The 25,817-nt window shown below is 49.8% G+C and carries 26 protein-coding genes; 18 read left to right on the forward strand and 8 right to left on the reverse strand.

Going from position 1 to position 25,817, the window contains the following annotated elements:
• Nucleotides 1-13 precede the first annotated feature (13 nt).
• The 3 genes from AACU94_RS15675 to pgtA are packed head-to-tail and all read left to right on the forward strand — an operon-like array spanning nt 14 to nt 4,475.
• Entirely contained in the window at nt 14-1,246 is a 1,233-nt protein-coding gene (locus AACU94_RS15675) for an ABC transporter substrate-binding protein (protein ID WP_135488457.1), read from the forward strand.
• Nucleotides 1,243-3,210 carry a two-component system sensor histidine kinase PgtB gene (pgtB, locus tag AACU94_RS15680; RefSeq protein WP_130258340.1) on the forward strand — a complete coding sequence of 656 codons (1,968 nt, stop codon included), beginning with the start codon at nt 1,243-1,245 and terminating at the stop codon, nt 3,208-3,210. Before AACU94_RS15675 ends, pgtB begins: the two co-directional genes overlap by 4 nt.
• Nucleotides 3,211-3,212: 2 nt before the next feature.
• Nucleotides 3,213-4,475 carry a two-component system response regulator PgtA gene (gene pgtA, locus AACU94_RS15685; RefSeq protein WP_135488482.1) on the forward strand — a complete coding sequence of 421 codons (1,263 nt, stop codon included), beginning with the start codon at nt 3,213-3,215 and terminating at the stop codon, nt 4,473-4,475.
• Between the two features lie 81 nt (nt 4,476-4,556).
• Here pgtA and rpmE read toward each other — a convergent pair whose 3' ends face one another.
• Nucleotides 4,557-4,769, reverse strand: a complete 213-nt coding sequence (rpmE, locus tag AACU94_RS15690) for a 50S ribosomal protein L31 (protein ID WP_000710769.1) — start codon at nt 4,767-4,769, stop codon at nt 4,557-4,559.
• A gap of 203 nt (nt 4,770-4,972) precedes the next feature.
• Between rpmE and priA the strand changes: the two genes are divergently transcribed.
• The 9 genes from priA to AACU94_RS15735 all read left to right on the forward strand — a co-directional run bounded on the left by priA (nt 4,973) and on the right by AACU94_RS15735 (nt 14,421).
• On the forward strand, nt 4,973-7,171 hold the full coding sequence (priA, locus tag AACU94_RS15695; RefSeq protein WP_130215270.1) for a primosomal protein N': 2,199 nt from the start codon (nt 4,973-4,975) through the stop codon (nt 7,169-7,171).
• A gap of 155 nt (nt 7,172-7,326) precedes the next feature.
• Nucleotides 7,327-8,352: a DNA-binding transcriptional regulator CytR gene (gene cytR / locus AACU94_RS15700; protein ID WP_135488458.1), complete on the forward strand. Its 1,026-nt coding sequence runs from the start codon at nt 7,327-7,329 to the stop codon at nt 8,350-8,352.
• A gap of 91 nt (nt 8,353-8,443) precedes the next feature.
• Nucleotides 8,444-9,403 (forward strand): cell division protein FtsN, encoded by a 960-nt coding sequence (gene ftsN, locus AACU94_RS15705; protein ID WP_130215266.1) that lies wholly within the window; start codon nt 8,444-8,446, stop codon nt 9,401-9,403.
• Nucleotides 9,404-9,495: 92 nt separating this feature from the next.
• Complete coding sequence (gene hslV, locus AACU94_RS15710) at nt 9,496-10,026, forward strand: ATP-dependent protease subunit HslV (protein ID WP_000208242.1); 531 nt, start codon at nt 9,496-9,498, stop codon at nt 10,024-10,026.
• Nucleotides 10,027-10,035: 9 nt separating this feature from the next.
• Nucleotides 10,036-11,367 (forward strand): HslU--HslV peptidase ATPase subunit, encoded by a 1,332-nt coding sequence (gene hslU / locus AACU94_RS15715; protein WP_001293348.1) that lies wholly within the window; start codon nt 10,036-10,038, stop codon nt 11,365-11,367.
• 66 nt (nt 11,368-11,433) lie between these two features.
• A complete protein-coding gene (gene menA, locus AACU94_RS15720) occupies nt 11,434-12,360 on the forward strand; it encodes a 1,4-dihydroxy-2-naphthoate polyprenyltransferase (protein WP_130222368.1) in 927 nt (308 codons plus the stop codon).
• Between the two features lie 92 nt (nt 12,361-12,452).
• Entirely contained in the window at nt 12,453-12,938 is a 486-nt protein-coding gene (gene rraA, locus AACU94_RS15725; RefSeq protein ID WP_000872908.1) for a ribonuclease E activity regulator RraA, read from the forward strand.
• A 59-nt stretch (nt 12,939-12,997) separates the two neighbouring features.
• Entirely contained in the window at nt 12,998-13,672 is a 675-nt protein-coding gene (locus AACU94_RS15730; protein WP_135488459.1) for a hypothetical protein, read from the forward strand.
• 122 nt (nt 13,673-13,794) lie between these two features.
• Complete coding sequence (locus AACU94_RS15735; protein WP_130222541.1) at nt 13,795-14,421, forward strand: hypothetical protein; 627 nt, start codon at nt 13,795-13,797, stop codon at nt 14,419-14,421.
• 39 nt (nt 14,422-14,460) lie between these two features.
• On the opposite strand, the gene zapB is transcribed toward AACU94_RS15735, so the two are convergent.
• A complete protein-coding gene (gene zapB, locus AACU94_RS15740) occupies nt 14,461-14,706 on the reverse strand; it encodes a septal ring assembly protein ZapB (protein ID WP_001296623.1) in 246 nt (81 codons plus the stop codon).
• Between the two features lie 424 nt (nt 14,707-15,130).
• Between zapB and glpF the strand changes: the two genes are divergently transcribed.
• The 4 genes from glpF to fpr all read left to right on the forward strand — a co-directional run bounded on the left by glpF (nt 15,131) and on the right by fpr (nt 19,559).
• Nucleotides 15,131-15,976: a glycerol uptake facilitator protein GlpF gene (gene glpF, locus AACU94_RS15745; protein ID WP_130206614.1), complete on the forward strand. Its 846-nt coding sequence runs from the start codon at nt 15,131-15,133 to the stop codon at nt 15,974-15,976.
• Between the two features lie 22 nt (nt 15,977-15,998).
• Nucleotides 15,999-17,507: a glycerol kinase GlpK gene (gene glpK, locus AACU94_RS15750; protein ID WP_130215262.1), complete on the forward strand. Its 1,509-nt coding sequence runs from the start codon at nt 15,999-16,001 to the stop codon at nt 17,505-17,507.
• A gap of 198 nt (nt 17,508-17,705) precedes the next feature.
• A complete protein-coding gene (gene glpX, locus AACU94_RS15755; RefSeq protein ID WP_130206618.1) occupies nt 17,706-18,716 on the forward strand; it encodes a class II fructose-bisphosphatase in 1,011 nt (336 codons plus the stop codon).
• Between the two features lie 96 nt (nt 18,717-18,812).
• Nucleotides 18,813-19,559 carry a ferredoxin--NADP(+) reductase gene (fpr, locus tag AACU94_RS15760; protein WP_130258344.1) on the forward strand — a complete coding sequence of 249 codons (747 nt, stop codon included), beginning with the start codon at nt 18,813-18,815 and terminating at the stop codon, nt 19,557-19,559.
• 4 nt (nt 19,560-19,563) lie between these two features.
• On the opposite strand, the gene uspD is transcribed toward fpr, so the two are convergent.
• From uspD to AACU94_RS15775, 3 genes are all read right to left on the reverse strand, one after another.
• A complete protein-coding gene (gene uspD, locus AACU94_RS15765; RefSeq protein ID WP_135488460.1) occupies nt 19,564-19,992 on the reverse strand; it encodes a universal stress protein UspD in 429 nt (142 codons plus the stop codon).
• Between the two features lie 26 nt (nt 19,993-20,018).
• A complete protein-coding gene (locus AACU94_RS15770; RefSeq protein WP_032204720.1) occupies nt 20,019-20,318 on the reverse strand; it encodes a DUF406 domain-containing protein in 300 nt (99 codons plus the stop codon).
• Between the two features lie 211 nt (nt 20,319-20,529).
• Complete coding sequence (locus AACU94_RS15775; protein WP_064530283.1) at nt 20,530-20,970, reverse strand: DUF805 domain-containing protein; 441 nt, start codon at nt 20,968-20,970, stop codon at nt 20,530-20,532.
• A 100-nt stretch (nt 20,971-21,070) separates the two neighbouring features.
• Between AACU94_RS15775 and AACU94_RS15780 the strand changes: the two genes are divergently transcribed.
• Both AACU94_RS15780 and tpiA read left to right on the forward strand, forming a co-directional pair.
• Nucleotides 21,071-21,670 (forward strand): YiiQ family protein, encoded by a 600-nt coding sequence (locus AACU94_RS15780; protein WP_130206624.1) that lies wholly within the window; start codon nt 21,071-21,073, stop codon nt 21,668-21,670.
• A 107-nt stretch (nt 21,671-21,777) separates the two neighbouring features.
• The gene (tpiA, locus tag AACU94_RS15785) at nt 21,778-22,545 is read left to right on the forward strand and encodes a triose-phosphate isomerase (protein ID WP_130206626.1); all 768 of its coding nucleotides are present in this window, start codon (nt 21,778-21,780) and stop codon (nt 22,543-22,545) included.
• 58 nt (nt 22,546-22,603) lie between these two features.
• On the opposite strand, the gene cdh is transcribed toward tpiA, so the two are convergent.
• The 3 genes from cdh to pfkA form a co-directional block, all read right to left on the reverse strand.
• The gene (cdh, locus tag AACU94_RS15790; RefSeq protein ID WP_130215256.1) at nt 22,604-23,359 is read right to left on the reverse strand and encodes a CDP-diacylglycerol diphosphatase; all 756 of its coding nucleotides are present in this window, start codon (nt 23,357-23,359) and stop codon (nt 22,604-22,606) included.
• A gap of 104 nt (nt 23,360-23,463) precedes the next feature.
• Complete coding sequence (gene sbp, locus AACU94_RS15795) at nt 23,464-24,453, reverse strand: sulfate/thiosulfate ABC transporter substrate-binding protein Sbp (RefSeq protein WP_130215254.1); 990 nt, start codon at nt 24,451-24,453, stop codon at nt 23,464-23,466.
• 310 nt (nt 24,454-24,763) lie between these two features.
• Nucleotides 24,764-25,726, reverse strand: a complete 963-nt coding sequence (gene pfkA, locus AACU94_RS15800; protein ID WP_032185626.1) for a 6-phosphofructokinase — start codon at nt 25,724-25,726, stop codon at nt 24,764-24,766.
• Nucleotides 25,727-25,817 lie beyond the last annotated feature (91 nt).

Genomic DNA, 25,817 nt, shown 5'->3' on the forward strand with positions numbered 1-25,817 from the left:
TGGGATTTTTGACATGATTCGCATTATACAAAGAGCGCTAATCTGTTGGATTTTATATATCAGCGTTGCCTCAGCGCATGAATTAGTGATTGCTACAACGCTTTCTTCGGAAGCGACAGAGCACATTATCAGTCAATGGCAAAAGCAACCACAGGCAACCAAAATCCGTACGCTCAACCGAACCAGTGCATCTATTGAGCGCCTGCTGGAAAATCCATTGGGTGAAAATATTGATCTGGTACTGAGTTCATCCCCTATGTTGCTACAGCGGTTACAAAGTAAAAATCTGCTCCAGCCATTTAATAATCAAATAGAAACAAGTAGAAAGTTAGTACCGGAATCCATTCGTTCAACCACCGTTGCTGTTGCCATATCGGGCTACGGCATTCTTATCAATGTGGCGCATCTGGAAGACAAAAAAGAGCCTGTGCCAACGTCATGGCAGGAATTAAGTAAGTCGCGTTATCAAGGAACGCTATTAATGAGCAGTCCTTCTCGTTCAGATACTACTCATCTGATGATTGAAGATCTTCTGCAACAACAAGGATGGAGTAGCGGTTGGAGTACACTACTGAAAATAGGCGGTAATCTCGCCACCATTTCATCACGTAGCTTCGGCGTAGCAAATAAGATCAGCACAGGATTGGGGGACGCTGGTCCGGTAATCGACAATTACGCTAACGTACTGCTTAATAATTCAACTTTACGTTTCAGCTATTTCCCCAACTCGCGCGCAGCGCCTATGTTTATTGCCATTACAGAAGGCAGTAATCATCCACAAGAGGCAGGACGTTTTATTGATTTTTTGTTGAATCCGGAAGGCCAGCAAGCACTGAGCGATTCTGATTCAGGGAAGTATCCGGTATATTCTCTGCCCTCCGGCACTCCACTCGCTGACCAACAAATGCGGTTATTTGCATCTCCTTCGCTTGATTACCCGTTGATAATGCAACGCCAAAAGCTCGTGCAATTGTTATTTGATTATGCGATTACTTTTCGCCTTACCGAGCTTCAGAAAAGTTGGAAAGCATTATATGCCGCAGAACATCGGCTTAAGCGGACATTGCCAGAGGTGCGCGCACTATTAACCGCGGTTCCCATTACCCCGCAACAGTCTGTTAATCCTACATATCTACAGCAATTCGAGCTGCAATCAGGTTTTCGTGAAGCCCAGATTATGGCATGGCAGCAGTTTTTCCTGCAGCAGCAGCAATTAGTGAATTCACAACTTGAGTCATTAAAGTGAAACAACTACATACTATCGGGACGAGCTTGCGTCTCGCCTTTGTTTTTAGTGCCGTTCTTACGCTATTCGTTAGTGTAGTTAGCCTTTATTCCTGGCATGAACAAAATTCCCAGGTTCGCTACGCACTTGACGATTATTTCCCACGAATTCAGGCGTCATTTCTTTTTGAAGAAAACCTTACGGCATTGGTAAATGAATTCAATGAGCTACAACAGACAACCAACACCGATAGCCGCCTTCAGGTAAGAGAGCAAATTGAACAACGGCTACAAAAAATTCAGTCAATTAATCCCCATCTTGATTCAGTACATCAAAGTGCGCTTAACCAACAGGTCGCCAGTAGTCGCAAATTGCTTGGCAATCTCGATAAGGCATTGAATGAACACAATAAGGAAAACGGAAAACTCGACGTTATATCGTCAAGAGTCAACTGGTTGCATGACGATTTCAATAATGAACTCAACTCCCTGACTCAGGATTTAAGTTGGCAACAATCATCATTGCTTAATCAACTCAGCCAACGGAAAGATCTTCACGAAAACCAGGGGTTGCAAAATGCACTGCAATCTATTCAAAACGAGTTACAGCTCGTTTTCGAACTCTCACATATAGAAACTGAAATCGTCAGTACCTTAAAGGAGATGCTTAACACGCATAACAATGATACTGAGTCGTTAAGACAACATATTCAATACCTGGATTTTTTGAAGCATAGCATTGACGAAAATGTGCGGTCGTTAGCTTCTTATTCCAGCACTATTACATTACACCAGACAGTTTATTCCCTGTGGGAACTGGGTACACAGCAAAATTATCTACCCGGAACTCTGGCCGCCTGGCAGCAGGCTCAACAGACCCTTATGAATACCATCAGGGATAAAGAGCGTGTTTTTACGCAAATACGCGGCCAATTAGAAACGCAACTGGGTAATAGCCATCAACAGCTACAAACTTTCAATCTGCGATTAGAAAAAATAATGCAAATCAGTGGACTACTGATTTTTGCCGCTATGGTGACGGCCTTACTGTTCGTTATTCTGGTGAATTATTTCTACATTCGACCAAGGATGATCCGCCGTTTTCGCTTACTGAATGATGCCGTCGTCAAATTAAGTAACGGTGAACTCGATGCAGATATTCCAGTCTCCGGCAATGATGAGCTTGGTAGAATTGCCAACCTACTCCGCCAGACGATAGAGCAAATTAATCAGCAGCAACGTCAACTGGGGCAGGAAATCTGTGATCGAATCGCGACAGAAAAAAATCTGCGAACCGCACAAAGTGAATTGATCCAAACCGCCAAACTGGCCGTAGTTGGGCAGACAATGACAACACTGGCACATGAAATCAATCAACCGCTTAATGCATTATCTATGTACCTGTTCAGCGCCAATCGCGCTATAGAGCAACAAGACGCTGGTTTGGCGAAAAACTATATCGTTACGATGCGATCGCTGGTTGAGCGTATGGATAATATCGTTAAACGACTGCGAAACTTCGCCCGCCGACGCGATAGTGAACTCGTAGGGGGAGCAATTAATTTACAGCAGGTAATTTATTCATCCTGGGAGCTTCTGGCATTAAAACATCGACCACTGAAAGCATCTCTTCACTACCCGGATAATTTTCCTGCCGTTTATGGCGACGATGTTTTGATTCAACAAGTTTTAGTTAATTTATTTACGAATGCCCTGGAAGCCAGTCAGGAAAAACCGCCCACAATAACCATTAACTTTGAAGAAGAAGACACCACGTTAACGCTCTATATTGCTGATAATGGAAAAGGCTGGCCAGTGCTTCTGGCTGATCGACTATTAACACCGTTTACGACTGACAAAGCTGTAGGTTTAGGTATTGGTCTTTCGATTAGTCATTCTATTATGCGTCAGTGCCAGGGAGAGCTATATATTGCGTCTACCCTCGACCGCCATGCGTTGGTTATTCTATGTTTCAGGAAACTTTAAGCATGACAGATACAACTCCAACAATACTGCTCATTGATGACGACAATGATGTTCTGCAAGCCTACAGTTCTCTCTTACAGCAAGAGGGCTATGCAGTATGTACCTGTAGCAACCCTTCAGAAGCGCTGCAATTGCTGCAAGATACCTGGGAAGGAATCGTGGTATGCGACGTTTGCATGCCGGATATTTCAGGCATTATGCTGCTGGAAAAAATAATGCTGATTGATCCTAATCTTCCCATTCTGATGATCACCGGCCACGGCGATGTCCCAATGGCCGTTGAAGCGGTAAAAAAAGGCGCGTGGGATTTCCTGCAAAAACCGATTAATCCGGAACAATTTTTATCGCTTATCGAGAAAGCGCTGGCAGAGCGTGAAGATTATCTGGAACAAAAAAAATGGCGACGAGCGCAATTTAATCGGCACTTAATTGGTAACAGTGGCTGGGTTCGTCAGACGCGTCAGCAGCTTGAAACTCTGGCAGAAACCGATCTTCCCGTCTGTTTTTACGGCGAACCTGGAACCGGCAGAACATTAGCCGCCCATTATCTTCACCAATTTAGTTCTCGCAAGGAAAGGCCTTTAATTGAACGCACACTCAGCGCTAATAGTCAGCAACCGCTGGAAGAATGGGTGGAAGAAGCAAAAGGTGGCACGCTGTTATTAAAAGAACTTGAATATTTAACGCAAGAAAATCAGCGTCTCTTGATTCAACTCCAGGAACGCCCACAGGATCGATCGTTTCGTCTGATTGTTGTTAATCAAAGCCCTCTGGCTGCACTTGCCGCCACACAAAAAATTATTCCCGCATTGTATTTTCTTTTTTCACTTAGCCACATCGAATGCCCACCGCTAAGTCAACGCCCGGGGGATATTGAGCCTATTTTTCACCATTATCTGACTCTCACCTGTAAACGATTAAATCGCCAACAACCGCTGCTGGGGAAAACGTTTTATAAGCGACTGATGGCGCGAACCTGGCCCGGTAATATCATTGAATTAATAAATGCAGCAGAATTGGTGGCTGTGGGTGTTTTAATGCTGGACGATTCAGTCAGTTTGCAGATGATGGATGCAGATCCAACACCACTTGATGAACGTGTAGAAAGCTATGAAAGACAAATAATTATTGATGCACTCAACTTCTTCCAGGGACGTATCAACGACGTTGCCGATTACTTTCAGATCCCCAGAAAAAAGCTGTATTTGCGCATGAAAAAATACGGTATTGATAAAATGGATTTTCGCGATGTAAAGGAAAGATAAAGATCCAATACGTTATCCTGCTAATGAAAGTTTTCAGGCACAAAAAAAGCGCCGTTCGGCGCTTTTTTCGGAAATCCGGTCTTATTTGCTGCCCGGGATGTTGAAACGCTTGTTGAAGCGGTCAACACGGCCACCGGTAGCAACATCACGCTGTTTGCCAGTGAAGAACGGGTGGCACTTGCTGCACACGTCGAGGTTCAGGTCATGACCAACGGTGGAGCGGATTTTCATTACGTTACCGCAAGAGCAGCTAGCAGTAATTTCTTCGTATTTCGGGTGAATATCTTTTTTCATGGGAAAACCTCGGTTTAAGGCCGCGTCGCTCTTCCAGCCCTAACGCCAGACACCACGCGATGTTTAAAGTATAGTTTCAATACGATCATTTCGTATCAAAGGCGCCGAATCATACAGAAATTAACCAGCGTATGCAAACTGATCCGCACTCCTCTACCGCAATGTGTATACTGTTCCACCGAATTTCAAGTCAGGATGATGCTATGCCCGTTGCCCACGTTGCCTTGCCCGTTCCGCTTCCCCGCACCTTTGACTATCTCCTGCCAGAAGGCATGACGGTTAAAGCCGGGTGTCGCGTGCGCGTGCCGTTTGGCAAACAGCAGGAGCGCATCGGGATTGTCGTGTCAGTTAGCGACGTCAGCGAGTTGCCGCTCAACGAACTGAAAACCGTAGTAGAAGTGCTGGACAGTGAACCCGTTTATTCCAGTTCCGTTTGGCGCTTACTGCTTTGGGCGGCGGATTACTATCATCATCCAATTGGCGATGTATTGTTTCATGCCTTGCCTATTTTACTGCGCCAGGGGCGGCCTGCAGCGAACGCGCCCATGTGGTACTGGTTTGCTACCGAACAAGGCCAGGCGGTGGATATCAACAGCCTGAAACGTTCGCCTAAGCAACAACAGGCGCTGGCGGCGTTGCGACAAGGGAAAATCTGGCGTGACCAGGTAGCGGAACTTGAATTTAACGATGCCGCACTACAGGCGCTGCGCAAAAAAGGTCTTTGCGAGCTGGCAAGCGAAACGCCGGAATTTAGCGACTGGCGAACGAACTATGCTGTTACTGGCGAACGTCTACGGCTGAATACCGAACAAGCCACCGCCGTTGGCGCAATTCATAGCGCGGCGGATACTTTTTCTGCCTGGCTGCTGGCGGGCGTTACCGGCTCCGGGAAAACGGAAGTTTATCTAAGCGTACTGGAAAACGTGCTCGCTCAGGGCAAGCAGGCGCTGGTGATGGTGCCGGAAATCGGCCTGACACCCCAAACGATCGCCCGTTTTCGTGAACGGTTTAATGCGCCAGTGGAAGTTCTGCATTCCGGCCTGAATGACAGTGAGCGCCTTTCGGCCTGGCTGAAAGCGAAAAATGGCGAGGCGGCGATTGTAATTGGCACCCGTTCCGCACTGTTTACACCGTTTAAAAATCTCGGTGTGATTGTTATCGATGAAGAGCACGACAGTTCCTACAAGCAGCAGGAAGGCTGGCGCTATCATGCCCGCGACCTGGCGGTATATCGCGCGCACAGCGAGCAAATACCGATAATTCTCGGCTCGGCAACACCCGCACTGGAAACGCTATGCAACGTGCAGCAGAAAAAATACCGCCTGCTGCGCCTGACACGTCGGGCGGGTAATGCGCGTCCGGCAATTCAACATGTACTGGATTTAAAAGGTCAGAAGGTGCAGGCGGGGCTGGCTCCGGCGTTAATCACCCGTATGCGCCAGCATTTGCAGGCCGATAACCAGGTCATTCTCTTTCTTAACCGCCGTGGTTTTGCGCCTGCACTGCTGTGCCACGACTGCGGCTGGATTGCCGAATGTCCACGTTGCGATCACTACTACACGTTGCATCAGGCGCAGCAGCATTTGCGCTGCCATCATTGCGACAGTCAGCGTCCAGTACCGCGCCAGTGTCCGTCCTGCGGCTCTACCCATCTGGTGCCGGTGGGTCTGGGAACAGAACAACTTGAACAGACGTTAGCGCCGCTTTTCCCTGGTGTAGCCATTTCACGTATCGACCGCGATACCACCAGCCGTAAAGGCGCGCTGGAGCAGCAACTGGCAGAAGTGCATCGCGGCGGCGCGCGAATTTTGATTGGCACGCAAATGCTGGCGAAAGGTCACCATTTCCCGGATGTAACGCTGGTTGCATTACTGGACGTGGACGGCGCGCTGTTTTCTGCCGATTTTCGCTCGGCGGAGCGTTTTGCCCAGCTATACACCCAGGTGGCAGGCCGTGCCGGACGCGCAGGTAAACAAGGCGAAGTGGTGCTGCAAACGCACCATCCGGAACATCCTCTCTTACAAACCTTGCTGTATAAAGGTTATGACGCTTTTGCGGAACAGGCGTTGGCCGAGCGGCGAATGATGCAACTGCCGCCGTGGACCAGCCATGTGATTGTGCGCGCGGAAGATCATAACAATCAGCACGCGCCGCTGTTCCTGCAACAGTTGCGAAATCTCATCCTCTCCAGTCCGCTGGCGGATGACAAACTGTGGGTTCTCGGCCCGGTTCCGGCACTGGCACCCAAACGTGGCGGTCGCTGGCGCTGGCAGATCCTGCTACAACACCCTTCCCGCGTGCGTTTACAGCACATCATTAACGGTACGCTGGCGCTTATTAATACCATACCGGATTCACGAAAAGTGAAATGGGTGCTGGATGTCGATCCTATTGAGGGTTAAACCGCTAACGATGCGAGGCGGATCGAAAAATTAAATATTCATCACACTTTTCATGAAAATTCTGTAACCGTTTTCACGCGCTATCTGCTAAAAATGTTGCCGATATGAAGTAAACACGGATGTAGTACGCCTGACGTGCCAGGCGAGGAGTGAGTGTGAAAGTGAAGAAGCAGGAAACTGCCGCAACCATGAAAGACGTTGCCCTGAAGGCAAAAGTCTCTACAGCGACCGTCTCCCGAGCATTAATGAATCCAGATAAAGTCTCCCAGGCCACCCGTAATCTGGTTGAAAAAGCGGCCCGGGAAGTGGGTTATTTTCCGCAGCCACTGGGGCGTAACGCTAAGCGTAATGAATCCCGAACGATTCTGGTGATTGTCCCGGATATCTGCGACCCCTTCTTTAGCGAAATTATTCGCGGTATCGAAGTCACGGCGGCAAGTCATGGATATCTGGTACTGATTGGCGACTGCGCACACCAAAATCAGCAGGAAAAGACCTTTATCGACTTGATCATCACCAAACAAATTGATGGCATGTTGCTGCTGGGTTCAAGGCTGCCGTTTGATGCAAGCATAGAGGAACAACGTAATCTGCCGCCGATGGTGATGGCGAACGAATTCGCACCAGAGCTGGAACTGCCTACGGTTCATATCGACAACCTGACCGCTGCCTTTGATGCCGTAAATTATCTGTATGAACAAGGGCATAAACTGATTGGCTGTATTGCCGGCCCCGAAGAGATGCCATTGTGTCACTACCGTCTACAAGGCTACGTTCAGGCACTGCGTCGCTGCGGCATTATGGTTGAGCCGCAATATATCGCCCGGGGCGACTTCACCTTCGAAGCCGGAAGTAAAGCCATGCAACAGCTGCTCGACCTTCCGCAACCGCCAACTGCCGTCTTCTGTCATAGCGATGTAATGGCGCTCGGCGCACTTTCTCAGGTGAAACGCCAGGGGCTGAAAGTCCCTGACGACCTTTCCATAATCGGTTTTGACAACATCGACCTGACGCAATTTTGCGATCCGCCGCTGACAACCATTGCACAGCCGCGCTACGAAATTGGTCGGGAAGCTATGCTGTTACTGCTTGATCAAATGCAGGGGCAAACGGTCGGAAGCGGCTCACGTTTAATGGACTGCGAGCTTATTATCCGGGGATCGACGCGCACGTTATCTTAAAGTAAACCTTTAAGGCTTCCGTGACTGGTCAAAGGCCCGCCGCTTAAGTAACATGGCGGGCTGACGAACGAATAAATACAGCGAAACGATAGTGGCACAACGAGATTATGTACGCCGCAGCCAACCGGCACCTTCGCGGCGAAAAAAGAGCACCTCACGGAAAAAGCAACGAAATATGCCTGCGGTTTCTCCCGCAATGGTCGCTATTGCTGCAGCCGTTCTTGTGACCTTTATCGGGGGTCTGTACTTCATTACGCACCACAAGAAAGAAGAGTCTGAGACGCTGCAAAGCCAGAAAGTGACCGGAAACGGACTACCTCCGAAACCGGAAGAACGTTGGCGCTACATTAAAGAGCTGGAAAGTCGCCAGCCGGGCGTGCGTGCGCCAACAGAACCGTCTGCTGGCGGCGAAGTGAAAACGCCGGATCAGCTGACTCCGGAGCAGCGCCAGCTTCTTGAACAAATGCAGGCTGATATGCGTCAGCAACCAACGCAGCTTGCCGAAGTCCCGTGGAATGAGCAGACGCCGGAACAGCGCCAGCAAACGCTGCAACGCCAGCGTCAGGCGCAGCAGTTAGCGGAACAGCAACGTCTGGCTCAGCAGTCGCGTACGACCGAGCAAAGCTGGCAGCAACAGACACGTACGTCGCAAGCCGCGCCGGTACAGGCGCAACCGCGCCAGTCTAAACCGGCTTCTACCCAGCAACCGTACCAGGATCTGCTGCAAACGCCTGCGCATACAACCTCGCAGCCGAAGCCACAGCAGGCCGCACCAGTAGCACGCGCGGCTGAAGCGCCGAAACCAACAGCGGAGAAGAAAGATGAACGTCGCTGGATGGTTCAGTGCGGTTCATTTAAAGGTGCTGAACAGGCTGAGACTGTACGTGCGCAGTTGGCTTTCGAAGGCTTTGACTCGAAAATTACCACCAACAATGGCTGGAATCGTGTGGTCATCGGGCCGGTGAAAGGCAAAGAGAACGCTGACAACACCCTCAATCGTTTGAAGATGGCAGGCCATACAAACTGCATTCGGCTCGCCACCGGGGGTTGAAACCCTCAAAATCTCCCCCATCTATACTTGCATTATGCCCCGCACAATTGTGCGGGGCTTGAATTCTGTATTCCTAACCAAGGGGTCTGCTCGTGACAACTATAGTAAGCGTACGCCGTAATGGCCACGTAGTAATCGCCGGTGATGGTCAGGCCACACTGGGTAACACCGTAATGAAAGGCAACGTTAAAAAAGTTCGCCGCCTGTATAACGATAAAGTGATCGCAGGCTTTGCCGGCGGCACGGCGGATGCCTTCACGTTGTTCGAACTGTTTGAACGTAAACTGGAAATGCATCAGGGCCATCTGGTTAAAGCGGCAGTTGAGCTGGCAAAAGACTGGCGTACCGATCGCATGTTGCGCAAACTTGAAGCATTGTTGGCGGTCGCGGACGAAACTGCATCGCTGATCATCACCGGTAACGGTGACGTGGTACAGCCAGAAAACGATCTTATTGCTATCGGCTCAGGCGGCCCTTACGCCCAGGCTGCGGCACGCGCTCTGTTAGAAAACACAGAACTTAGCGCCCGTGAAATTGCTGAAAAGGCGTTGGATATTGCAGGCGATATTTGCATCTATACCAACCATTTCCATACCATCGAAGAATTAAGCTACAAAGCGTAAGGATCTCCCATGTCTGAAATGACCCCACGCGAAATCGTCAGCGAACTTGATAAGCACATTATCGGCCAGGATAACGCTAAGCGTTCCGTGGCGATTGCACTGCGTAACCGCTGGCGCCGCATGCAGCTCAACGAAGAGTTGCGCCATGAAGTGACCCCGAAAAACATTCTGATGATCGGCCCGACCGGCGTCGGTAAAACTGAAATCGCCCGTCGTCTGGCTAAGCTGGCGAATGCGCCGTTCATCAAAGTTGAAGCAACCAAATTCACCGAAGTCGGTTATGTAGGTAAAGAAGTCGATTCTATTATCCGCGACCTGACCGATGCCGCAGTGAAAATGGTGCGTGTACAAGCTATCGAGAAAAACCGTTATCGCGCTGAAGAACTGGCAGAAGAACGTATTCTCGACGTGCTGATCCCACCGGCTAAAAACAACTGGGGACAGACCGAGCAGCAGCAGGAACCTTCCGCTGCCCGTCAGGCATTCCGCAAAAAACTGCGTGAAGGCCAACTCGATGACAAAGAAATCGAGATCGATCTTGCCGCAGCACCGATGGGCGTTGAAATTATGGCGCCTCCGGGAATGGAAGAGATGACCAGTCAGCTGCAGTCTATGTTCCAGAACCTGGGCGGTCAGAAGCAAAAAGCGCGTAAGCTGAAAATCAAAGACGCCATGAAGCTGCTGATTGAAGAAGAAGCGGCGAAACTGGTCAATCCGGAAGAATTGAAGCAAGACGCTATCGACGCCGTAGAACAGCACGGGATCGTGTTCATCGACGAAATCGACAAGATCTGTAAGCGCGGCGAATCCTCCGGCCCGGACGTTTCTCGTGAAGGCGTTCAGCGTGACCTGCTGCCGCTGGTAGAAGGTTGCACCGTTTCCACCAAACACGGGATGGTCAAAACTGACCACATTCTGTTCATCGCTTCTGGCGCATTCCAGGTTGCGAAACCGTCTGACCTGATCCCAGAACTGCAAGGTCGTCTGCCGATCCGCGTTGAGCTGCAGGCCCTGACCACCAGCGACTTTGAGCGTATTCTGACCGAGCCGAATGCCTCTATCACCGTGCAGTACAAAGCACTGATGGCGACCGAAGGCGTGAATATTGAGTTCACCGACTCCGGTATCAAACGCATTGCAGAAGCGGCATGGCAGGTAAACGAATCTACCGAAAACATCGGTGCGCGTCGTTTACATACCGTTCTGGAGCGTTTGATGGAAGAGATTTCCTACGACGCCAGCGATTTAAGCGGTCAAACCATCACTATTGACGCAGATTATGTGAGCAAACATCTGGATGCGTTGGTGGCAGATGAAGATCTGAGCCGTTTTATCCTATAATCGCGTTCAATCATTTTCATCATTGTTTGATGGGGCTGAAAGGCCCCATTTTTATTGGCGCGTATTATGACTGAACAACAAATTAGCCGAACTCAGGCGTGGCTGGAAAGTTTACGACCTAAAACCCTCCCCCTCGCCTTTGCTGCAATTATCGTCGGGACGGCGCTGGCATGGTGGCAAGGTCACTTCGATCCGCTGGTCGCTCTGCTGGCACTCATTACCGCCGGGCTATTACAGATCCTCTCTAACCTCGCCAATGACTACGGTGATGCTGTCAAAGGTAGTGACAAACCTGATCGTATTGGACCGCTGCGCGGCATGCAAAAAGGGGTCATTACCCAGCAAGAGATGAAACGGGCGCTCATTATTACCGTCGTGCTCATTTGCCTCTCTGGACTGGCGCTGGTCGCGGTGGCGTGTCATAACCTGGCTGATTTTGTCGGCTTCCTGATTCTTGGTGGGTTATCAATTATCGCCGCTATCACCTATACCGTGGGCAATCGTCCTTATGGTTATATCGGCCTGGGTGATATTTCCGTACTGGTGTTCTTTGGCTGGTTGAGTGTGATGGGCAGCTGGTATTTGCAGGCGCATACGCTGATTCCGGCGCTGATCCTTCCGGCAACGGCCTGTGGTCTGCTGGCAACGGCGGTGCTCAACATTAACAATCTGCGCGATATCAATAGCGACCGCGAGAATGGCAAAAACACACTGGTAGTGCGCTTAGGTGAAGTGAACGCCCGTCGTTACCATGCTTGCCTGCTGATGGGCTCGCTGGCGTGCCTGGCGCTGTTTAATCTCTTTTCACTGCATAGCCTGTGGGGTTGGCTGTTCCTGCTGGCAGCACCGTTGCTGGTAAAGCAAGCCCGTTATGTGATGCGTGAAATGGACCCGGTGGCGATGCGTCCGATGCTGGAACGCACCGTCAAAGGAGCATTACTAACTAACCTGCTGTTTGTTTTGGGAATATTCTTAAGCCAGTGGGCTACATAACTGACAAATATCAATTAACAATTGATGATTTTGCCAACAACCCACATAGCGCGATATACTGAAAATTCTCGCAGCAACTGAATGTTAAGCCTATGAAATACGATACTTCCGAGCTTTGTGACATCTATCAAGAAGATGTCAACGTCGTGGAACCGCTGTTCTCCAACTTTGGTGGACGGGCGTCGTTTGGCGGACAAATCATCACGGTAAAATGTTTCGAGGACAACGGGTTGCTGTACGATCTGCTCGAACAGAATGGCCGTGGTCGTGTCCTTGTCGTCGATGGCGGTGGTTCTGTTCGTCGCGCACTGGTCGATGCTGAACTGGCGCGTCTGGCAGTACAAAATGAATGGGAAGGCCTGGTCATTTACGGCGCGGTGCGTCAGGTAGATGATCTGGAAGAACTGGACATCGGCATCCAGGCGATGGCGGCAATTCCGGTTGGTGCCGCTGGCGAAGGCATTGGCGAAAGCGATGTCCGCGTCAATTTTGGCGGCGTCACCTTCTTCTCCGGCGACCATCTCTATGCCGACAATACCGGGATTATTCTTTCTGAAGATCCGCTGGATATTGAATAACTCTCTGCCATGCGTTAAAAGGGGAATTAAATTCCCCTTTTTTATACATGGACGTATTCATGCAAAATATTATTCTTTTAATTTTATATTTATTTCTTATAGCCGTTAACCATTTCCGCTACAAATTCCTTTTATCTGGCAACACCGGTGAAATGATTTTATATTTTGCTAACGTATTTTTTAACCCACTTGCCCTATCATTTATTATCGCCACAATCATCTGCATAACGATAAAAAAAAGAAGCAGCCGCAGCTTTATTCGCGGTACTTGTTGGTTAATGGGATTATTTCTTATCTATAGCAGCTATACGGTGTGGGAACGACACAGCACATGGGATTATACTTTCTCGGGGCCAGGTATCACCGTCACGGTTCCGAGCAAACAGTGGGTTGCCAATATAGTAAAACAAGGACCAACCCTGGTAACTCGGGATGCCCATGCTATTTTAGCTATTGTTGCCTTCTCACAAAATGAACTCGGTGTACATTCAATCGAGGAACTTACCGCGACTCAAAACGGAACTGCAGAAATGCATGTTTGTGATGTTCAGGGATTTGCCTGCGCTTATCAGGAAGGAGTGCAAACAATGAGTGATGGCAAAGTAAGACATGCTATTTTCATGACTCTACTGGATAACACTAATTTGATACAACTGGTCGCAGCCATCGACCAAGATTATTTGGACGAATATCAAGAAGAAGTAATGAAAATGATGCTTTCTGCCCGTCAATGATCTGATGTGCATGTTAATAATAAGGGATTGATATGAGATACGTTATCTTATTAATATTATGGATAATAACTGTTTTTCTTAGTCATCTTCAGCACAGTAACTTGCTTGCTGGAGACCCTGGCATGGTTGGCGAGTATTTCGGTTCAGTACTTCTGGGACCGTTATTACTTCCCGTGCTTGTGTCGGGTATTCTGTGCACATTCGCTAAAAAAACGCGTAACTTCGCCAGCTTTACTCGCGGGTGCTGCTGGGTATTAGGAGTACTACTTTTATCCAACGTCGGCAATACGTTTCGTATGTTCACCCCGTGGCAATATACGTTTGAGAATGCCGCTATTTCCGTGACTGTCCCGAACCGACACTGGAATACGGTTTCCATTAGTACTGATAAAACCATTGATATAAGAAGTGAAGATAATAGCGTCTTTATTTCTGCTTTCCGCCTGCCCGCAGGGCGTAGCGCCGATGACTCGCTGGAAGAGTTAAAGAATATGCAGCGAGACAATCTCAAGGATCAATACAATGAAGAAACTTTCCAGTTTCATGACTGTAATGCCAAACATTTCACCTGCAAATATCAGGACGTGTTGATAAATTTTGATGGTCAGCAGAAGAGAACCATCAGTGTTTATCTTGAAGATACCCCCAGGGCTGTGGGGCTCATTGCATTAATGAAACCAGATACGGCAGATAAATATCGCCAACAGGCGATGGAGATTATGCTGTCTGCTAAAAATGCACAGAAGTAAAAAAATAAGGCGCCTTGCGGCGCCTCTGCGTGGAAGAGATTAAACCTCTTCCATACGACCCAGCAGGGCCTGCAGACGTTCCTGCCAGCCGTTCTGCTGTTCTTTCAGATGGTTGTTCTCACGCTCCAGCTCTTCGCGCTGATGCTGGGCATTTTGAACTTCCTGCGACAGTGAGTTGTTTTTTTCTTTCAGCTCTTCGATTTCCATCTGCAACAGAGTGATGGTATCAATCGCCTGCTGTACTTTTGCTTCCAGTTTCTCAAACACTTCTAATGACATTGTCATACCTCTCCTGAATTGCAAGGCGTTGATGGATAAAAATCCTCGTCCCGATTACCGGTGACGCCTTAATAAATACGAGCGCATTTTAGTTAGCTCCGATTGTATGAAGCCGCGCCATCGCTGTCCAGCGGCACGCCTTGTAGATTACGGTTTGCCACACTTTTCATCCTTCTCCTGGTGACATAATCCACACCAATCGAAAATGTTAACAAAATTGTTGCACGAATGATCTAACAAACATGCATCATGTATAAACAGATGAAATAAATAGCGCGATAACGCTCATTTTATGACGAAGCACACACATTTTAAGTTCGATATTTCTCGTTTTCGCTCGTTAACGATAAGTTTACAGCATGCCTACAAGCATCGTGGAGGTCCGTGACTTTCACGCATACAACAAACATTAACTCTTCAGGATCCGATTATGAGTCAAACATCAACCTTGAAAGGCCAGTGCATTGCTGAATTCCTCGGTACCGGGTTGTTGATTTTTTTCGGTGTCGGTTGCGTTGCTGCACTTAAAGTCGCTGGCGCGTCTTTTGGTCAGTGGGAAATCAGTGTTATTTGGGGGCTGGGGGTGGCGATGGCCATCTATCTAACCGCAGGGGTTTCCGGCGCACATCTTAATCCAGCTGTCACCATTGCGTTGTGGCTGTTTGCCTGTTTCGACAAGCGCAAGGTTATTCCTTATATCGTTTCACAAGTCGCCGGAGCTTTCTGCGCTGCGGCATTAGTTTACGGGCTTTACTACAATTTATTCTTCGACTTCGAGCAGACCCATCATATTGTTCGCGGAAGCGTCGAAAGTGTTGATCTGGCGGGTACTTTCTCTACTTATCCTAATCCTCATATCAATTTTGTGCAGGCCTTCGCAGTTGAGATGGTGATTACCGCTATTCTGATGGGGCTGATCCTGGCGTTAACGGACGATGGTAACGGCGTACCGCGCGGCCCTTTGGCTCCCTTGCTGATTGGTCTACTGATTGCGGTCATTGGCGCATCTATGGGTCCATTAACGGGCTTTGCCATGAACCCAGCACGTGATATCGGTCCGAAAGCCTTTGCCTGGCTGGCGGGCTGGGGCAATGTCGCCTTTACCGGCGGCAGAGACATTCCTTACTTCCTGGTGCCGCTTTTTGGCCCTATCGTTGGCGCGATTGTAGGTGCATTCGCCTACCGCAAACTGATTGGTCGCCATTTGCCTTGCGATATCTGTGTTGTGGAAGAAAAGGAGATCACAACTCCTTCAGAACAAAAAGCTTCGCTGTAATGTGACTACGGGACAATTAAACATGACTGAAAAAAAATATATCGTTGCGCTCGACCAGGGCACCACCAGCTCCCGCGCAGTCGTGATGGATCACGATGCCAATATCATTAGCGTGTCACAGCGCGAATTTGAGCAAATTTACCCAAAACCAGGCTGGGTAGAACACGACCCAATGGAAATCTGGGCCACCCAAAGCTCCACACTGGTAGAAGTGCTGGCGAAAGCAGATATTAATTCCGATCAAATTGCAGCTATCGGTATTACGAACCAGCGTGAAACCACCATCGTCTGGGAAAAAGAAACCGGCAAGCCTATCTATAACGCTATTGTCTGGCAGTGCCGTCGTACCGCCGAGATCTGTGAGCATCTCAAGCGTGACGGCATGGAAGAGTACATTCGTAACAACACCGGTCTGGTGATTGACCCGTACTTCTCTGGCACCAAAGTGAAGTGGATCCTCGACCATGTGGAAGGTTCCCGCGAGCGTGCACGCCGTGGTGAACTGCTGTTTGGTACGGTTGATACCTGGCTTATCTGGAAAATGACTCAGGGCCGCGTTCACGTCACTGATTACACTAATGCGTCTCGTACCATGTTGTTCAACATCCATACTCTGGACTGGGACGACAAAATGCTCGACGCGCTGGATATCCCGCGTGAGATGCTGCCAGAAGTACGTCGTTCTTCCGAAGTGTACGGTCAGACCAACATTGGCGGCAAAGGCGGCACGCGTATTCCGATCGCCGGGATTGCGGGCGACCAGCAAGCGGCACTCTTCGGCCAGTTGTGCGTGAAAGAAGGGATGGCGAAGAATACCTACGGTACCGGCTGCTTTATGCTGATGAACACCGGCGAGAAAGCGGTGAAATCAGAAAACGGTCTGCTGACCACCATCGCCTGCGGCCCGAGCGGAGAAGTAAACTATGCGCTGGAAGGTGCGGTGTTTATGGCGGGCGCATCCATTCAGTGGCTGCGCGATGAGATGAAGCTGATTAACGACGCCTACGATTCCGAATACTTTGCCAACAAAGTACAAAACACCAACGGTGTGTATGTGGTTCCGGCATTTACCGGGCTGGGTGCGCCCTACTGGGATCCGTATGCGCGCGGGGCCATTTTCGGCTTAACGCGTGGGGTGAACGCCAACCACATCATCCGTGCGACGCTGGAGTCTATTGCTTATCAGACGCGTGACGTACTGGAAGCGATGCAGGCCGACTCCGGTATTCGTCTGCACGCACTGCGCGTGGACGGCGGCGCGGTGGCGAATAACTTCCTGATGCAGTTCCAGTCCGATATTCTCGGCACGCGCGTTGAGCGCCCGGAAGTTCGCGAAGTGACTGCGTTGGGTGCGGCCTATCTTGCTGGTCTGGCGGTTGGCTTCTGGCAGAATCTCGACGAGCTGCAAGAGAAAGCGGTGATTGAACGCGAGTTCCGTCCTGGCATCGAAACTACCGAGCGTAATTACCGTTACGCTGGCTGGAAAAAAGCGGTCAAACGCGCGATGGCCTGGGAAGAACACGACGAGTAATGTCAGGCACCTGAACCGATTGCCTGATGCTGATCGCCTGATGCGACGCTTACGCGTCTTATCAGGCCTACGAGCCGGATACATATCCGGCATGTCGCAGACTCTGAAATCGTGCGGGGGCAACCCCCGCACACATCAATAATCCGCTCCCTCCCCTGTGCTACACTTCGCGCCATTCCTTACTGCTTAGAGTTTGCTATGAGACGAGAACTTGCCATCGAATTTTCCCGCGTCACTGAATCTGCGGCGCTGGCTGGCTACAAATGGTTAGGACGCGGCGATAAAAATACCGCTGACGGCGCAGCGGTTAACGCCATGCGCATTATGCTCAACCAGGTCAACATTGACGGCACCATCGTCATTGGTGAAGGTGAAATCGACGAAGCACCGATGCTCTACATTGGTGAAAAAGTCGGTACTGGTCGCGGTGATGCAGTGGATATTGCTGTTGATCCGATTGAAGGCACGCGCATGACGGCGATGGGCCAGGCTAACGCGCTGGCGGTGCTGGCAGTAGGCGATAAAGGCTGCTTCCTCAACGCGCCAGATATGTATATGGAAAAGCTGATCGTCGGACCGGGAGCCAAGGGCGCCATTGATCTGAATCTGCCGTTGGCGGATAACCTGCGCAATGTTGCCGCTGCGCTCGGCAAACCATTGAGTGAACTGACGGTAACGATTCTGGCGAAACCGCGCCACGATGCCGTTATCGCAGAAATGCAGCAACTCGGCGTGCGCGTGTTTGCTATTCCGGATGGTGACGTTGCGGCCTCAATTCTCACCTGTATGCCAGACAGCGAAGTTGACGTGCTTTACGGCATTGGCGGCGCGCCGGAAGGCGTGGTTTCTGCGGCGGTGATTCGGGCGTTAGATGGCGATATGAATGGCCGTCTGCTGGCGCGTCATGACGTTAAAGGCGACAACGCAGAAAATCGCCGCATTGGTGAACAGGAACTGGCACGCTGCAAAGCAATGGGCATCGAAGCGGGTAAAGTGTTACGTCTGGGCGATATGGCGCGCAGCGATAACGTCATCTTTTCCGCAACCGGTATCACCAAGGGCGATCTACTGGAAGGTATTAGCCGCAAAGGCAATATCGCCACCACCGAAACGCTGCTGATCCGTGGTAAGTCACGCACTATTCGTCGCATTCAGTCGATTCACTATCTGGATCGTAAAGACCCGGATATGCAGGTGCACATTCTCTGAGTGATTTGATCGATTGAGCCTTCCAGTCCTTCGGGACTGGAATTTTTTTGTTCGGAGAACGAAGATAAGGCAAGTCAATCAAAACAGGAGAAAAACATGGCTGATTGGGTAACAGGCAAAGTCACTAAAGTGCAGAACTGGACCGACGCCCTGTTTAGTCTCACCGTTCACGCTCCCGTGCTTCCGTTTACCGCCGGGCAATTCACTAAACTTGGCCTTGAAATTGACGGCGAACGCGTCCAGCGCGCTTACTCCTACGTTAACTCGCCCGACAATCCCGATCTGGAGTTTTACCTGGTCACCGTCCCCGATGGCAAATTAAGCCCGCGACTGGCGGCGCTAAAACCGGGTGACGAAGTGCAAGTGGTTAGCGAGGCGGCTGGCTTCTTTGTACTGGATGAAGTGCCGGACTGCGAAACACTGTGGATGCTGGCAACCGGTACAGCGATTGGCCCTTATTTATCAATTCTGCAATTGGGCAAAGATTTAGATCGCTTCAAAAACCTGGTGCTGGTTCACGCCGCACGATATGCCGCCGACTTAAGCTATCTGCCGCTGATGCAAGAACTGGAAAAACGCTACGAAGGGAAACTGCGCATTCAGACGGTGGTCAGTCGGGAAACGGCTGCGGGTTCGCTCACCGGGCGAATACCGGCGTTAATTGAAAGCGGTGAACTGGAAAACGCGGTTGGCCTGGCAATGGATAAAGAAACCAGTCATGTGATGCTGTGTGGTAATCCGCAAATGGTGCGCGATACGCAACAGCTGCTAAAAGAAACCCGGCAGATGACGAAACATTTACGTCGTCGACCGGGCCACATGACAGCGGAGCATTATTGGTAAGCGGTTACTTATCGATAAACGGCACGATGAGCAGGTCCGCATTCAACTTATTGATCATCCCGCGGTATGCTGGCATCAAACGGTTGATAAATGAGTGGTGATGACCACAGACAAGGAGGTCGCACTGCTCTTGTTGGATAATTTCCAGCAGTGTTTCCGGCATTTCTCCGCGCTCAATACGCAGTTTGGTTTTTGGCCACTGAATATTTTTCGTCAGTTTATACAGCTTGTTATCTGACTTATCTTTCAACAGTTGAAGAATATCTTCTGTTGCAGGGAAGTAAATGCCCGGATACAACTCGCTTAAGCCATCATCAATATGAATCAATGTCAGGTGAGCGTCATTATGTCTGGCGAGATCCAGGGCTTTGTTCACCAGTAAGGCATCTTCTTCATTTCCGGAAATTGCCACGCCAATGTGTTTATAAGCCATGTTTAACTCCTTCTAAAGCGACTCCATCAAGCTAACGAACGCAGGGATAACTCAAAAATAATCATCTCGGCCTGGCATGAGAAGGTGAAGGCCGCATCAAGCTCAACTTGCCCCTCCAGATCCTTAATCTTATAGGCCACACTGGCCCCTTCATCCGCAGAGGATGCAGTGGCGGCAAGCTCTTTCAGTTTGGTCATAAAGGACTCTGCTTCTTCGCGGGTGGCAAAAAAGCGCGAAAACTTACTGGTACAGTTGTCGTTATCAATCACCGTACCGATATCAATCGCACATCCTTTAGTACTGCATTTATCTACGACATCTTTCATAGGGCACCTCTGTATATTCGCCTCTCTGTCGATTACGACTTAAGAATAATGCGCCGTTAAGAGAAGAACAAACAAGTAATGATCTTATGGATTACCATTTTTTTTGATATTGCTTAAGGTGAGGAAATGAGGAGGATTTTCCGGGCATTGTCATTTCCTGCGTGGAAATAACAATCCCGGAAAAAAATAGCAAGAAGAGATATATTAAAGGTTAATTACTTGATTTATTGTCGGCTTTATACTTCACATCCAGAGTATCTTTGCCAAATTTATTTTCGCCCTGCGTACCGACAAATGCGCCAAGATCAATAAGCATCATCACCAGAATCAACGTCGGGACAAAACGCCCCACCGTCCATTGCCAGACGCCCGGTAAAATCGCCCAATTACCCGCCAGCAGCATCCACGCTACAATCATTAAAAATGCCCATGCGCCGGAACGCCCGCGATCGTGCAGTCGTTTGACCGTTACTGCCGCTGTCGGCCAAAGTAAGCACACCAGGCAAAACGCGGCGGTCTGGATATCGAGTAAGTTTTTACCTGCCAGTGAGAAAAGCACCAGCATGCCAACGAACCAGAGGCCAATCCAAATCCAGAAATCACGGCGCCCAATACGCCCTTTAAACGAGAATAACCATTGCTGTATGGTCATGTAAGTTCCTTGATGGTTGTCTTTTCCAGGATTCTACCCTTTTGACAAGGGAGACAGATATCGTTTTAATCGGAGCCAGTCATAACAAAAGGTACTGTCGATGAAGCCAGGGTTTACGCTGTTTTTTCTCTTATGTTCTGCATCAGCCGTTAGCACAACGGTGCATGCACAAACACCAGGTACGGCGACCACTGCGCCCTATCTGCTTGCTGGCGCCCCTACCTTCGATCTCTCCATCAGCCAGTTTCGAGAAAACTTTAACAGCCAGAACCCCAACCTGCCACTGAACGAGTTTCGCGCCATCGACAGCAGCCCCGACAAAGCCAATCTGACTCGCGCCGCCAGTAAAATTAACGAGAACTTGTATGCCTCTACGGCGCTGGAGCGTGGCACTTTAAAAATCAAAAGCATTCAAATTACCTGGCTACCAATCCAGGGACCAGAGCAAAAAGCCGCCAAAGCAAAAGCTCATGAATACATGGCGGCGGTGATCCGCACACTCACCCCGCTGATGACCAAAACACAAAGCCAGAAAAAGCTACAGTCGCTCCTTACTGCGGGGAAAAACAAACGTTATTACACAGAGACAGAAGGCGCACTGCGCTATGTTGTCGCGGACAACGGCGAAAAGGGACTGACCTTCGCTGTTGAACCGATTAAGCTGGCGCTATCTGAATCGCTTGAAGGGTTGAATAAATGACAAAAAGCAAAGCCTTTCCAGTGATGAATCTCTATACTGTTTCACAGACCTGCTGCCCCGCGGGGCGGCCATCTTCCTTTATTCGCTTATAAGCGTGGAGAATTAAAATGCGACATCCTTTAGTGATGGGTAACTGGAAACTGAACGGCAGCCGCCACATGGTTCACGAGCTGGTTTCTAACCTGCGTAAAGAGCTGGCAGGCGTTGATGGCTGTGGCGTTGCAATCGCGCCACCAGAAATGTACATCGATATGGCGAAGCGTGAAGCTGAAGGCAGCCACATCATGCTGGGTGCGCAGAACGTGGACCTGAACCTGTCCGGCGCATTCACTGGTGAAACCTCTGCTGCTATGCTGAAAGACATCGGCGCACAGTACATCATCATCGGTCACTCTGAACGTCGTACTTACCACAAAGAGTCTGACGAACTGATCGCGAAAAAATTCGCGGTGCTGAAAGAGCAGGGTCTGACTCCGGTTCTGTGCATCGGTGAAACCGAAGCTGAAAACGAAGCGGGCAAAACTGAAGAAGTTTGCGCACGTCAGATCGACGCGGTACTGAAAACTCAGGGTGCTGCGGCATTCGAAGGTGCGGTAATCGCTTACGAACCAGTATGGGCAATCGGTACTGGCAAATCTGCAACTCCGGCGCAGGCACAGGCTGTTCACAAATTTATCCGTGACCACATCGCTAAAGTTGACGCTAACATCGCTGAACAAGTGATCATCCAGTACGGCGGTTCTGTAAACGCGTCTAACGCCGCAGAACTGTTCGCTCAGCCGGACATCGACGGCGCGCTGGTTGGCGGTGCTTCTCTGAAAGCTGACGCCTTTGCAGTGATCGTTAAAGCTGCAGAAGCGGCTAAACAGGCTTAAGTCTGACTGGTGCCGGATATCGCATCCGGCACTTAGCTTTCCTCAACAACTCCTCGCTTTAACGCAAAATCTCACACTGATGATCCTGAAGTTCCTCGGCTGAAGCACGATTCAGCGTCAGCAGATTGCGCTGCGTCGCCAGCAATACAAACGAGTTATCACTCTGTCGCACCATTGCCAGCGCGTAACTGCCCATATGTTCCCGTGCCTCTGGTACTTCTTCTGCCAGCATCATAAACGGACTACGTTTCACCAACTCGCTTTCAGTTACCCTACGTGCCAGGTATTCATGTCCACGCAGCCCACCGGGCAGCGGTAACCAACGGGTGCTGATATTCGCCAGATTATTATCCAGTTGTTCGCGCACATCAGGACGAATACAAGAGATATGGATATGAAAATGGTTTTGCGTGCGCCCGGTACGGGAGTTAATCGCCAGAGATACCGCGCGATCGGGGACTGGCTGGCCGTATTTTTTGCTCATAAAATCACGCGCCTGCCAGGCTAACCAGAAGAAATTAGGCGTTGAAGGATCGGTTAACAATGGACTTTCAGTGCCGTTAATACGATACGTTGGCATCAACAAATATTGCAGAGGACCGTTGAGGTCTTTTAAAACCACATATCCGGCATTGGGTTTGACTTCCGCACATGGCGAAGGGTTTTGGTTTTGCTGCTGGTTGGGTAAACATTGCTCAAGGGCAATCTGGCGCAACGTGTCCGACTCTTCACCGGTCAATTTCCAGTAACCAATGCCTGCAGCAGCAACAGCGATAACCATCATCGCTAAAAAAAGAAGACCTGCTTTTTTCATCTTTTTTTCCCTGTACCTCAAAGAGATGCAAGGGTAACGCAAAATCGTGACAAATAAAAAACCCGGTCGCGAGATGCCACCGGGTCTGATTGCCTTCAACAAAATTAACGTTTGCTGATTTGGTCAAACGTACCGCCGTTAGAGAAATGCTCTTTTTGCGCTTTCGTCCAGCCACCGAACTCTTCATCAATGGTGAATAACTTCAGCTTCGGAAAGGCATTTTCATATTTTTTCGCTACCTGAGGATCGCGCGGACGATAGTAGTTTTTAGCCGCAATCTCCTGGCCTTCTGGCGAGTAGAGATAGTTCAGGTAAGCTTCCGCCACCTCTTTAGTGCCTTTTTTCTCTACCACTTTATCGACAACTGACACCGTAGGCTCTGCGAGAATAGACTCGCTCGGCGTGACGATTTCGAATTTATCTTTCCCCAGTTCATTCGCCGCCAGCAGAGCTTCGTTTTCCCAGGCAATCAGTACGTCGCCAATGCCGCGCTCAACAAAGGTATTCGTTGAACCGCGCGCGCCGGAATCCAGTACTTCGACGTTTTTATACAACGACTGCACGAATTCCTGCGCTTTTGCCTGATCGTTGTTGTTGTGATGCAGGGCGTATCCCCAGGCTGCCAGGTAGTTCCAGCGTGCACCACCAGAACTTTTCGGGTTCGGGGTGATCACCGAAACACCTGGCTTAATCAAATCGTTCCAGTCGTGAATCTGCTTCGGATTCCCCTTACGCACCAGGAAGACAATGGTAGAAGTATAAGGTGCGGAGTTATCCGGCAGACGCTTGATCCACTCTTTATCGATACGACCACGTTCAGCAATGGCATCCACGTCATAGGCTAGCGCCAGCGTGACGACATCAGCTTCTATACCATTGATTACCGACGTCGCCTGTTTACCCGAACCGCCGTGCGACTGGCGAATCACCACGTTATCGCCGGTTTGCTGTTTCCAGTGGGCGCTGAAGGCTTTGTTGTACTGCTCGTACAGTTCGCGCGTTGGATCATACGAAACGTTAAGAAGCTGAATATCCTTTGCCATAACGCTGGTCGCTGCCAGTAATAAAGTTAACCCTACGCCCCACTTGTTCATCGCCCGGCTCTCTTATGTTGTGTTGTGATGAACAAAGCGTGCCAGAAAGGGATTCAAACATTAAAGAATAAAAAAAGATTGGCTATAACTTGCGGGTATATATGGGGGAGTTAAAAAGGCGGAAGAAATCCGCCTCATATTGCTGACAAAGTGCGCTTTGTTCATGCCGGATGCAGCTTATCCGACCTACAAAAGCTTGCAAACTCAATAGATTGCAGAATTCATGTAGGCCTGATAAGCGAAGCGCATCAGGCATTTTTGCCTCTGTCATCGGTTTCAGGCTAAAGAAATCTGCCTTTTTCCGAAATCATTAATACAGTTTTTTCGCGCAGTCCAGCCAGTCACCTTTGAACGGACGCTTCATGTTTTCGATAGCATCGATGATGTCGTGGTGAACCAGCTGTTCGTTCTGGATACCTACGCAACGACCGCCGTAACCTGCCAGCAGCAGATCGATAGCGTAAGCGCCCATACGGGAAGCCAGAATACGATCGTAAGGCACCGGAGAACCACCGCGCTGGATGTGGCCCAGCACAGTTGCGCGGGTTTCACGGCCAGTTTCTTTTTCGATGAAGTGTGCCAGCTCGTCGACGTCACACATATGTTCAGTGATCGCCACAATCGCGTGTTTTTTACCTTTCGCGATACCGGCTTTGATTTCGTTTACCAGATCGTCACGGCTGAATTCAACTTCCGGAACCACAACGAATTCACAGCCACCAGCAATAGCCGCAGCCAGAGTCAGATCGCCACAGTAGCGGCCCATCACTTCCACCACGGAAATACGTTGGTGAGAAGAAGAGGTGTCACGCAGACGGTCGATAGCTTCAACAACGGTGCTCAATGCCGTGAAGAAACCAATGGTGTAGTCAGTACCTTTGATGTCGTTGTCGATGGTGCCCGGCAGGCCGATGCACGGGAAGCCCATTTCGGTCAGACGCATTGCCCCCATGTAGGAACCGTCACCGCCGATAACCACCAGCGCGTCGATACCACGTTTTTTCAGGTTTTCGATAGCCACGGCGCGGATGTTCTCGTCGCGGAATTCCGGGAAGCGCGCAGAACCGAGGAATGTACCACCACGGTTGATCATGTCAGACACGCTGTAACGGTCTAGCTGTACCATACGGTCTTCATACAGACCCAGATAGCCGTCATAAATACCCATTACTTCCAGACCTTCTGTCAGCGCAGAACGAACAACCCCGCGAATTGCGGCGTTCATGCCTGGCGCATCACCGCCGCTTGTCAACACACCGATTTTCTTAATCATGACTACCTCTGAACTTTGGAATGCAAAATGAAATCTGTTGCCGGAAGTCTTCTTGCACATCGAAGTGATCCAACGAATGTACAAATAGTAT

Source organism: Escherichia sp. E4702 (assembly GCF_963883545.1).
Lineage (GTDB): Bacteria > Pseudomonadota > Gammaproteobacteria > Enterobacterales > Enterobacteriaceae > Escherichia.